9 protein-coding genes are annotated in these 11025 nt (G+C 59.4%); 1 reads left to right on the top strand and 8 read right to left on the bottom strand.

Translation table 11 applies throughout. The features are described 5' to 3' along the window. Positions 1-143 precede the first annotated feature (143 nt). The 7 genes from OZX71_RS03140 to OZX71_RS03110 all read right to left on the bottom strand — a co-directional run bounded on the left by OZX71_RS03140 (position 144) and on the right by OZX71_RS03110 (position 7566). A complete protein-coding gene (locus OZX71_RS03140; RefSeq protein ID WP_277160467.1) occupies positions 144-398 on the bottom strand; it encodes a hypothetical protein in 255 nt (84 codons plus the stop codon). Between the two features lie 95 nt (positions 399-493). Further along, on the bottom strand, positions 494-1309 hold the full coding sequence (locus OZX71_RS03135) for a DUF4234 domain-containing protein (RefSeq protein WP_277160466.1): 816 nt from the start codon (positions 1307-1309) through the stop codon (positions 494-496). Positions 1310-1506: 197 nt separating this feature from the next. After that, positions 1507-3213 carry an NAD+ synthase gene (locus OZX71_RS03130; protein WP_277160465.1) on the bottom strand — a complete coding sequence of 569 codons (1707 nt, stop codon included), beginning with the start codon at positions 3211-3213 and terminating at the stop codon, positions 1507-1509. Between the two features lie 65 nt (positions 3214-3278). Then, positions 3279-4451, bottom strand: a complete 1173-nt coding sequence (locus OZX71_RS03125; RefSeq protein WP_277160464.1) for an amidohydrolase — start codon at positions 4449-4451, stop codon at positions 3279-3281. 95 nt (positions 4452-4546) lie between these two features. Further along, a complete protein-coding gene (locus OZX71_RS03120; protein ID WP_277147165.1) occupies positions 4547-5269 on the bottom strand; it encodes a methionine ABC transporter permease in 723 nt (240 codons plus the stop codon). Continuing rightward, positions 5266-6471 (bottom strand): methionine ABC transporter ATP-binding protein, encoded by a 1206-nt coding sequence (locus OZX71_RS03115; RefSeq protein ID WP_277160463.1) that lies wholly within the window; start codon positions 6469-6471, stop codon positions 5266-5268. Before OZX71_RS03115 ends, OZX71_RS03120 begins: the two co-directional genes overlap by 4 nt. A gap of 84 nt (positions 6472-6555) precedes the next feature. Then, on the bottom strand, positions 6556-7566 hold the full coding sequence (locus OZX71_RS03110; RefSeq protein WP_277160462.1) for a MetQ/NlpA family ABC transporter substrate-binding protein: 1011 nt from the start codon (positions 7564-7566) through the stop codon (positions 6556-6558). 244 nt (positions 7567-7810) lie between these two features. Here OZX71_RS03110 and OZX71_RS03105 point away from each other — a divergent pair, with 244 nt between their 5' ends. Next, positions 7811-8350 (top strand): peptidylprolyl isomerase, encoded by a 540-nt coding sequence (locus tag OZX71_RS03105; protein ID WP_277147171.1) that lies wholly within the window; start codon positions 7811-7813, stop codon positions 8348-8350. 304 nt (positions 8351-8654) lie between these two features. Here OZX71_RS03105 and OZX71_RS03100 read toward each other — a convergent pair whose 3' ends face one another. After that, a complete protein-coding gene (locus tag OZX71_RS03100) occupies positions 8655-10979 on the bottom strand; it encodes a bifunctional (p)ppGpp synthetase/guanosine-3',5'-bis(diphosphate) 3'-pyrophosphohydrolase (protein WP_277147173.1) in 2325 nt (774 codons plus the stop codon). Positions 10980-11025 lie beyond the last annotated feature (46 nt).

The following is an 11025-nucleotide window of genomic DNA, read 5'->3' as shown; positions in this document are numbered from 1 at the left end:
TTACAGCCGATTCTGAATTTGACGTATCAACAACTCAAAAAAATGTGATGTACGTCACTTTTTATATCAAGGGATAAAAAACTGGCCAATATATCCATACTTGAATATTGACCAGTTATTGGTTCCCCACCGAAGAACGGCAATCATGCCTCTTGGTTTTCAGACTCGGCATCATCCGAATCATTGTCCCAGGCATTCCATTTACGGTTCTGCTCATCCCAGATCAGGTTGCGTTCCCTGACGATCTTCCAAGCGTCCTGCGCATCCTTTCGGGACTTGTATGGACCACTTCGCTGACCTACGGGCGAAAGCTTGCCCAGCTCGGGCTTGCCCGTTGCCGTATTGAAATACCATTGTCTGCTCTCATCGTCATTCGTGTCTTGCGTATCATCGGCCATCGCAATTCCCCTCTATCGGCAACATGGTCTTTCTTACCTTAGCCCGGATCGGTTTCCCGTCGTCTTCGACTCGCCCGAAGGCGTAGCCGACAAGCTCAGCCACGCTGGTTGTAGTCGGCGCAGAGTGTGTTGATCGCATTCAGATATTTGTAGAAATAAATAAACGGACCGACGATAATGAGGGAGCCGAGGAAATCCCAAAGCCAGAAATCGGAAGCGGAGAGTTCACGGGCATAGCCGCGACGCTGCAGTTCATCGCCGATGCGATTGCTCATCTTGTGGTACCAGACCAATGAGGCGATTCCCAAAGTAATCGGACCGACCAGGAAGTAGAGCAGGCAGTAATGCATCGTCTTCTTGCCGTCGTAACGGCCGGCGACGGTATTGAGCGAATCGGTGGCGCCGGTCATAATGACGATATTGTAAATGCCCAAGGTAATGATGCCGAGCAGAATCCACTTGACCAGACTGCGCCCGGTATAAAGCTGACCGACCGGCGCCATGCCGGTCTGAACCGGGACGTCGTATCGGGGCTGGTATTGCTGAACCGTGGGATCGATCGGAGGATTCTGCGGTGCCGGCTGCGAGGTGGCGTACGCCGATTGGCCTTGCTGATATTGTCCGTCATTAAACTGCGAAGTCTCCTGCTGCTGAAATTCCGGCGAAGCAGGAGCATTGAACGGTTGCCGGCCCGGGCCTTGCTGCGGTTGCGCAACAGGCTGAATCGGCTGGAAATTCTGATTGCTTTGCGAGGTGAATTGCGGCTGGCCGGCCTGCGGGCCGGTCATTGCCTGCGGCATCGGCACCGTACTAGGCTGGGAAGACGGCGCGGGAACGCCTCCAACGGGAGAACCCGAAGGCTGCGGAATCGAGGGGAGCGGAATATTGGGCTGAGGCATCGGATTGCTCATGGTAGTATCTTTCTTCTCGCGGGCTGACGGTCTCTGACAGACTTCTTCGCCCAAAGCATAATGATAACCAGTTGGCACCACCAAATGCAAGCCGCTTCTGTCTTCGCTGATGTTGTGGAAGCGATCACTGATTTTCGGTCTGCCGATTAGAGCACACGGGAACCGGCAAACCGCCGTGTTTCCGCCCGACGCCACGTCTATTCGCGGAAAGCGCTGGTCACCGGCAGACGACGGTCACGACCGAACGCCAACGAAGTGACTTTGGGACCGAGCGGATACTGACGACGCTTCCATTCGGCACGGTCGACCAAGCGCATCACCGTGTCGACAGTACCCTCGTCAAAACCGTCTTTCAGCAGATCGGCACGACCGTGTGCCTTCTCGATGTAGGCCGCCAGGACCTGATCGAGCAGCGCATATTCCGGAAGCGAATCGGAATCCTTCTGACCGGGACGCAACTCGGCGCTGGGGGCTTTTTCGATGCTCGAGACCGGAATCATCACCCCGTCTTTCAGGGGCACGCCCGCTCCCCCGTTTTCGTTGCCTACGATTTTGAGGCCTCCGACGCCAACACCCGCGGCCGCCGCGCGGTTGCGCCAACGCGAAAGCTCCCAGACCCGGGTCTTGAGCAAATCCTTGATCGGGGCGTAGCCGCCGACCGCATCGCCGTAAATCGTGGAATAGCCACAGGCCAGCTCGGACTTGTTGCCGGTGGCGAGCGCCAGCAGGTTCTTGGAGTTCGAATAGGCCATCACGATGACGCCACGGATGCGCGCCTGCAGGTTTTCGGCGGCGATGCCGTCGAGCTCGAGCTGGCCTTGGAACGCCTTGAACAACGGCTCGATGGGCTGGATGTCGTATTTGGCGCCGATGTTGCGGGCCAGGTCGGCCGCATCGTCCTTGGAGCCGTCGGAGGAATACATGCTGGGCATGGAGACGCCCTGCACGTGCTCGCCGCCCACCGCGTCGGCCGCCATCGCGGCCACCAACGCAGAGTCGATGCCGCCGGAAAGGCCGAGCACGACACCGGTGAAATGGTTCTTGGCCATATAATCCTTAAGCCCCAGCACGCAGGCCGCATAGACCTCTTCATCGGGGTCACGCAATGCGGCAAGCGTGCCGACCTGTTGATGGCCGGCCGCGGAATCGAAATCGAAATAACTCAGGTCTTCGACGAACATCGGCGAGCGCTCGACAAGCGTGCCGTCGGCATCGACCACGAAGCTGCCGCCGTCGAAGATCAGGTCGTCCTGCCCGCCGACCTGGTTCAAGTAAATCAGCGGGGCATGGACCTCGTGCGCACGCCTGACGGCCAAATCAAGCCGCGTATGGGTTTTGCCTTCCTCATACGGCGAGCCGTTGATCGTCAGCAACACGTCGATGCCTTGTTCAGCCAGCTCGGCCACCGGCCCGCCGTCCTGCCAGATATCCTCGCAGATGGCGACGCCGACCTTCAAGCCCTCGATCTCGAGAACGACGGAATGCTGGCCGGCCTCGAAGATACGGAACTCGTCGAACACACCGTAATTGGGCAGGAAATGCTTGTCGTAGGTCGAGAAGACCGAGCCTTCGTGCAATACCACCAAGCGGTTGGTCGGTTTGCCGTCGACGTCACTCGCCTCGGAGGTCCCGACAGTTCCGACCACCACGTAAAGCGAGCCCAAACCTTCTTTTTGCAAGGTTTGCGCCAGTTCGTCGGCCTTGTCTGCAGCGGCCTTGCGGAAGGTGGCCCGGAATGCGAGATCCTCGATCGGGTAGCCGGTCAGAGTCATTTCCGGGAAAACAACGACCTGAGCCTTCTTGAGCGCAGCCATCCGGCTGAATTGCAGGACGGTGGCGGCATTGCCGTTGAGGTCACCCACGCAGGTGTCGATCTGGGCCAAAGCGAAACGTAGTTGAGTCATGTTTTCATCATATCCGCTGGTATGGCTGAGAAATACCCAATGAGCCAAACGTGGCAGAGCAGCGATCAGCGATGACTCCATTCATCGCCCAAGCGCAATGCGGCGTTGGCATAGAATTCCGCTGCGGGTTTGATGGCCCCATCAAGCGCGACGAACTCGGGGTTGTGCAGGCCATGACGGCCCGGCTGCCCGTTGGATCCGATGAACGCGAAGACCATGGGAGCCAGTTCGCCGTAATTATAGAAATCCTCACCGGCCATGGACGGCTTGATGGGCGCGAGCTCGGCGTAATCGGGAACGTCACGCGCGACGACTTGCGCCAGATGTGCGTCGCTGACCAGAGGGCCGGCAACGGTGTCGTATACGATATCCGCGGTGATGCCGTACGCGGCAGCCGTGGATTCGACCACTTCGCGGAATCGACGGGCCACCAGATCGCCGTCGTCCTGATAGAAATAACGAATGGTGCCCATGAAACCGGCATGAGCCGGGATGACGTTCCAGACGTCGCCGCCCTGCACTTGAGTAACCGACAGCACAACCGGCCGGAACGGAGAGACGTTACGGCTCACGATGCCCTGCAATGCCAGAATAGTCGAGGCCATCGCCTCCATGGGGCCCGTGCCGGCCTCGGGATAGGCACCATGGGTGCCGTCGGCGTTGAAGGTGACGCGGAAACGCACACAGCCGGCCATCATGGGCTCTTCCCCGACGGCGATCTGACCCGGCTTATAGTCGGGGTTGTTGTGGGTGCCGACGATGGCGTCGAGATGGCCCAACGCATCTGCGGCGATGACATGTTGCGCGCCCTCGCTGGTCTCCTCGGCCGGCTGGAAGAGGATGACGACCGAGCCTCGGATGCGATTGCTGTGCTCGGCCAACCAGAAGGCTGCCGCGAGCAAACCGCTCATATGGATGTCGTGGCCACAGGCGTGCATGACGCCTTCGTTTTTGGAAGGACGGTCCACACCGGAACGCTCACAAACCGGCAATCCGTCGATGTCGGCGCGAAGGGCGATACGAGGCCCCGGATTGTCTCCCTTGATTTCAGCCACCAAACCGGTTTCCAACGCGGTGTCAAGCACCGTGATGCCGTGCGACTGCAATTGGTCTCGGAGGTATTTGGTCGTCTCGAATTCCTTGAAACCCAATTCCGGATATTCGTGGAGATGACGACGTATGGCGATCAGATCATCCTTGATATCGATATGAACCGTCTGATCCGTCTGATCCGTCATAGCAACCTCATTTCCGTTAATCTCTTACTCTGTACCGCTTTTAATCACATCATCAAACATCATCAACATGTAGAGATGACGATTCCGCGCCTTTGTTACTGCTGACGCTTGAGAATGCGCTTGGCCAGCATGTTGGCGATGGCCTGCACCACCTGAACCAGGACGATCATGATGATCACCGCGGTCCAGGTCACCGTCGGATCGAACTTCTGATAGCCGTAGGCGATGGCGAAATTACCGAGTCCGCCGCCGCCGATGTAGCCGGCCATGGCCGACATGTCGAGGATCGAGATGAACAGGAAGGCGTAGGCCAGGATGAGCGGGCCGAGCGCCTCGGGGATCAGCACGGTGCGCACGATAGTGAATTTGGAGGCACCCATGGCCCGGGCCGCCTCGATGACGCCGGAATCGACGGGTACGAGATTCTGCTCGACCAGCCTCGAAGTGGCGAACGTGGCCATGATGACCATCGGGAAGATCGCCGCCATGGTGCCGATGGAGGTGCCTACCACCTTGATGGTCAACGGCTGCATCGCCGCCAGGAAGATGATGAACGGAATGGGCCGGACGATGTTGACGATGATGTCAAGCACCCGGTAGACCGTGGCGTTGGCGAACAGGTTGCCCGGGCGCGTGCCGTAAAGCACCACGCCGAGCATAAGGCCCAGGATACCGCCGAGGAGAAGCGTGACGAACACCATCTCCAGGGTCTGGGCGATGGATTGGAAAAGCATCGGCCTGAGCACCGACCAATCCTGCGTCGACGCCAAGGTCACGACGCCGGAAGCCGTGTTGTTGATAGCGCTGATAGCGTTCATCGTGTCTCTCCCCCATCATGATCTTCGTCCGTCTGCCCTGCCGATCGCCCGTCGCCATCCGCCGCGGCCGAAACCGTGCCGGCCTTGCGCGGCATGGGGCGCAGCACTGCCTCGCCGTACTCCACCGGCGCCTGCCGTGTACCGAAATCGAAGACGTCGCTGTTCAGGGCGAGCTCGCCGAGGAAGTCTTCGACAAGGGCGGCGTCCCCGGCCAGCTCGTAGGTCATCGCGCCGATGGCGGAGCCGGCCACGGTGTCGATGCCGCCGTAGACCAGATTGGTGGGTATCGCGTATTTGGAGATGAGCTCCGAGATGTTCTGGCCGGAAGCGGAAACCCACGAACCGTTCAGCTCGTTGCGCGCCTCCTTCTGACGGATGAGCACCGTGACGATGCGTCCGGCCCACTGGCGGTGGATGTCGACGACGCGCTCGGCGTCGGGAAGCCCCGAGATAGCCGTGGCGATGAAGCGCTTGGTCACCTCCTGCTCGGGAGAAGCGAAGAGGCTGTAGGCGTCTCCACGCTCGACCACTCGGCCATCGCTCATCACCGCGACATGGTTCGCGATCTGCTGGACGACGTTCATCTGATGGGTGATCAGCACGATGGTGACGCCAAGCACCTGGTTGACCTGCTTGAGCAGGTCGAGCACCTCGCCGGTGGTCTCAGGGTCGAGGGCGCTGGTCGCCTCGTCGGCCAGGATGATCTCGGGATTCGTGGCCAAGGCGCGAGCGATGCCGACACGCTGTTTCTGGCCGCCGGAAAGCTGCGAAGGATACTTGTCCGCCTGGTCGGCAAGGCCGACGAAACGCAGCAACAGGTTGACGCGACGCTCCAGATAGTCCTTGCGCCAATGGTCGAGCACCAAGGGATAGGCGACGTTCTGTGCCACCGTCTTGGTGGAGAAGAGGTTGAACTGCTGGAAAATCATGCCGATCTTCTGACGCAGCGGCCGCAGCGACGACTCACCCAAGGAGGTGATGTCCTGCCCGAGCACGCGCACCGTGCCGGACGTCGGGCGTTCCAAGGCGTTGATCATGCGCACCAAGGTCGACTTGCCCGCGCCCGAATAGCCGATGATGCCGAAGATGTCGCCCTTGTCGATGCTCAGCGACACGTCGTCGACGGCACGGGTCGACGTTCGGGCGCCTTTCGCCCTGAACTCCTTGACCACATGGTCAAGCTCGATGATTGGTTCCGCCATGTTCCTGTTTTCACCTCGGCATTTCGTTGTTCGCACGCCCTGTCCGGGCCCGTTCAAATCCTATTGACCGTCTGTCGACGGGTATCACTTGGCCTGCGCCGCGTCCTTCTCGATGTCCTTCATGAAGCCCTGCAGATCGGCGGCGCTGTACTTGCCGGCCAGCGACGCGCTGCCGTCGGACTTCTTCATGACCCCGTCCGAGACCTTCTTGGAATGGAAGATCTTGATGAGTTTGAGGTATGTGGGATTGCTCACGTCGGCGGCGCGGGAGGCGAAGATGTTGATGTAGGGGCGGGCCTCCTTGCTCTCGGCATTGTCCTGATAGATCGCGTCGGTGGCCTTGAGCCCTGCGTCCTTGACATAGTCGTTGTTGACCACGCCGGCGGATACCTGTGGATCCTTCAGCGCATTGGCGACCTGTTCGGCCTTCAGCGGCGCCACTTTCACCTTGGAGTCGGCAGTGTCGATATCAGCGGGCGTGGTGAACGCGGTCCAACGGTGCTTGAGCTTGATGAGGCCGGCGGATTTCAAAACGCCCAACGCGCGGGCCTGGTTGGTCTCGTCGTTCGGCACCGGGACGGTGGTGCCCGCCGGAATGTCCTTGATGTCCTTGTATTTGCTGGAATAGATGCCAAGCGGATAGACCGCGACTCCGCCGATGGGCTGCAGGTCCTTGTGGTTCTTCATGTTGTAGTTGGCCAGGTAAAGGATGTGCTGGAACTCGTTCAAATCAAGATTGCCGGCGTCCACGGCCGGGTTCTCGGAGGTATAGTCCTGGAAATCGACCAGATCGACATAGATGCCCTGCTTTTGCGCTTCGGACTTGAAAATCGGCCATTCCGGGTTGGTGACGCCGACCACGCCGATCTTGACCGGGTTGGATGGCGACCCTTTGGCCGCTCCGGCCTGGTTTGCCGTGAAACCACGATAGCCGAAGAAGGCGATGCCGACGACCAGAGCCGCAACCACCACGGCGATGATGATGTTGCGCGGGGTATGGTTGACCCTAACCACTTCATCCGAACGTTGAAAATCGGCAAGCAGTTCAGAGATATCCGCGGAATCGTCGTGCTGATGAGTATCGGATGACGTCATAAACTCTCCCTGAAATAAATCACAGTCGCTACCATACCCGAATATTACAGTCAAACACGGCCCGAACTGACTAATACCTTATAGATTCTGGTGATGACGCGGACAATAATCGCGTAATGACGACGATTCCTGCCGCCCCCCTCCCAGAGGCGGAGCCCATAGCACTTCGCCCACAGTCGGCGAGTTCCTTAGTCTATCGGCTTATCGACCTGGCAAGTCCTCAATCGGTGTGAAAATGAAACCTATGACTAATGTAATCATGCATACCACAGAGGGCGACATCGTCCTGAACCTCTTCGACGACAAAGCGCCGGAAACCGTCAAGAACTTTGTCGGCCTCGCAACCGGCGAAAAGGAATGGACCGATCCCGCCACCGGCGAGAAGTCGAACAAGCCCTTCTACGACGGCCTGACCTTCCACCGCATCATCAAGGACTTCATGATCCAAGGCGGCTGCCCGCTGGGCAACGGTACCGGCGGCCCGGGCTATGAATTCGACGACGAGATCGTCGAGGACCTGAAATTCGACGAACCCTACAAGCTCGCCATGGCCAATGCGGGACTGCGCCGCGGACGCGACGGCCGTCAGCATGGCACCAACGGCTCGCAGTTCTTCATAACCACCGTGCCTTGCCCCTGGCTCAATGGCCACCACACCATTTTCGGGCAGGTGGCGGATGACGCCGGCAAGTCCGTGGTCGACCGCCTGCAGAACCTGCCCACCGACGGCAACGACATGCCGCTGGAACCGGCCGGCATCGTCTCGGTCGAAGTAGTGAAGTAGAGTCGCCGTCATCCGTCGAACCCATGAAATGCCACGCCAGCAAAAGCAGCGTGGCATTTCGCATTCATACCTTCCTGTGCGCCGCCCCTTTTCATCCGAGTTCACCATCGATCACGTCGTGCGGAGCGCATATACAGAGAAAATCACACTTTTAGACCCATTTTCGTGATTATCTCTGCATCTGCACTTTCCATGCAGAGATAATCACGATTTTGCAGCATTTTTTGTGATTATCTCTGCATATTTGCCATGGACGCGGAGATAATCACACTTGCAGGGACCTAATAGAAAGGCAAACCGTCCCTTACATCTTGCGCATGTGCGGGACGGCGGAATCCTTGGCGCCGGTCAGGCGGTAGACGTCGAAAACGCCGTCGATCTTACGCACCGCGCTCAAGAGCGTGTTCATATGCTGCGGGTCGGCCATCTCGAAGGAGAACTGGCTAGTGGCCACGCGGTCGGAGCCGGTGGCGACGGTGGCGCTGATGATGTTGACACCATGGTCGGAAAGCACCTGGGTGACGTCGGTCAGCAGGTGCGGCCGGTCGAGCGCCTCCACTTGGATCTTGACCATGAACAGGCCCTTGGCGCTGGTCCAGGCGACCTCGACCACGCGATCGGGCTGTTGCTTCTCAAGATTGAGCATGTTCTGGCAATCGGCGCGATGCACCGATACGCCTTCGTTTTTGGTGATGAAACCGAGAATCTTGTCTCCGGGGACGGGCGTGCAGCACCGGGCCAGCTTGACCCAGACGCCTTCCACACCCTTGACCGAAATGCCAAGCTTATTGGTATCGCGGCGGCGCTCGACGTGCTTTAAAGGCAGGGCTTCCTGCTCGACGTCCTCTTCCACCTCGTCCTGCCCGGCGTCTTTGACCAGTCGCGAGATGACGTTCTGTGTGGAGACCTGGCCATCGCCGATGGCAGCGAACACGGCGTCGGCGTTGTCGAAATTGAGTTCGTCGGCCACTCCGACCAACGCCTGCGGCGTCAGAAGGTTCGAGACCGGCAGGTTTCGCTTGCGCATGGCGCGGGTGAGCTCGTCGCGCCCCTCGTCGATGGCCTCGCTGCGCCGTTCCTTGCTGAACCACTGGCGGATCTTGTTGCGCGCCTTCGGGCTTTTGACGAAGCTCAGCCAGTCGCGCGAAGGCCCGGCTGTTTCTGATTTCGAGGTCAGGATCTCGACGGTGTCGCCGCTTTCGAGCACGGTGTCGAGCGGGACGAGACGGCCGTTGACGCGCGCACCCATGGTGCGATGGCCAACCTCGGTATGCACCGCGTAGGCGAAATCGATCGGGGTGGCGTTGGCCGGCAGGGAGATAATCTTGCCCTTGGGTGTGAAGACGTAGACTTCGGCGCTGCCCAGATCCTCTTTCAGGGAACCGAGGAATTCGTCGGAATCCGGAGTCTCGCTGGTCCAGTCGGCCAGCTGCTGGATCCACTTGAGGTTGTCGGCCTCGCTCAGGTCCTGGTTCTCTTCGCTTTCGCGCTTCTTGTCGGTCTTGTCGGGCTCGCTCAACTTGCGTCCGGCCTGCCCGTTTTCCTTGTACTTCCAGTGGGCCGCGATGCCGAATTCGCTGCGCCGGTGCATGTCCCAGGTGCGGATCTGAATCTCGACAGGCTTGCCGCCGGGGCCGACCACCGTGGTGTGCAGGCTCTGGTACATGTTCATCTTCGGCATGGCGATGTAGTCCTTGAACCTGCCGGGAATCGGGCTCCAGCGGGCGTGGACGGCACCGAGGGCCGCATAGCAGTCCTGGATGGTATCGACGATGATGCGCACGCCGATCAGGTCGTAGATATTGGAGAAATCATGGCCTCGTACGATCATCTTCTGATAAATCGAGAAATAGTCTTTCGGCCGGCCGGTGACGGTGGCCTTGATGTGCTGGTCGGCGAGGTCTTCGTTGATCTCGCTGACTATCTGCTTCAGGTAGACGTCACGCTGGCCGGCACGACGGTTGACGAGCACGACGATTTCGTTGTAGATCTTGGGATAGAGGACTTTGAAGCTCAGCTCCTCAAGTTCGGTCTTGATGGCGTTCATGCCGAGTCTGTTGGCAAGGGGCGCATAGACGTCAAGGGTCTCCCGAGCCTTGCGCTGGGCATTGGCCGGTTTGACGTAGCGCCAGGTACGTGCGTTATGGAGGCGGTCGGCCAATTTGACGACCAGCACACGCACATCGCGGCTCATGGCCACAACCATCTTGCGGATGGTCTCGGCCTGCGCCGAGTCGCCGACCTCCATGCGGGTCAGTTTCGTGACCCCGTCGACCAGACCGGTGACGGTATCGCCGAATTCTTCACGACACTGATCGAGCGTGTAATCGGTGTCTTCGACGGTGTCGTGCAGCAGGCCGGCGGCGACCACCAACGACCCCATGCCGAGATCGGCCAGAATCTGGGCGACGGCCAGCGGATGGATGATATACGGTTCGCCGGAACGACGACGCTGGGTGCGGTGCTGCCAGACGGCACGGCGATAGGCGCGCTCAAGGATAGCAAGGTCGGCATCCGGGTGATGGGCACGGCAGGCACGCACGATGGGCTGCAACGGGTCGAGCGGGTCCGTGCTGATCTCGCAGCCCAGCATCTTCGCCGAATTGTTGTCAGAAACCGTATCGCCCATTCCCGCTCCCATCACCGTATCTCTGGTTTCATTCTATCTGATTAAA

This window comes from Bifidobacterium sp. ESL0764 (assembly GCF_029395515.1).
Lineage (GTDB): Bacteria > Actinomycetota > Actinomycetes > Actinomycetales > Bifidobacteriaceae > Bifidobacterium.
This window is presented reverse-complemented; position numbering and strand designations above follow the sequence as displayed.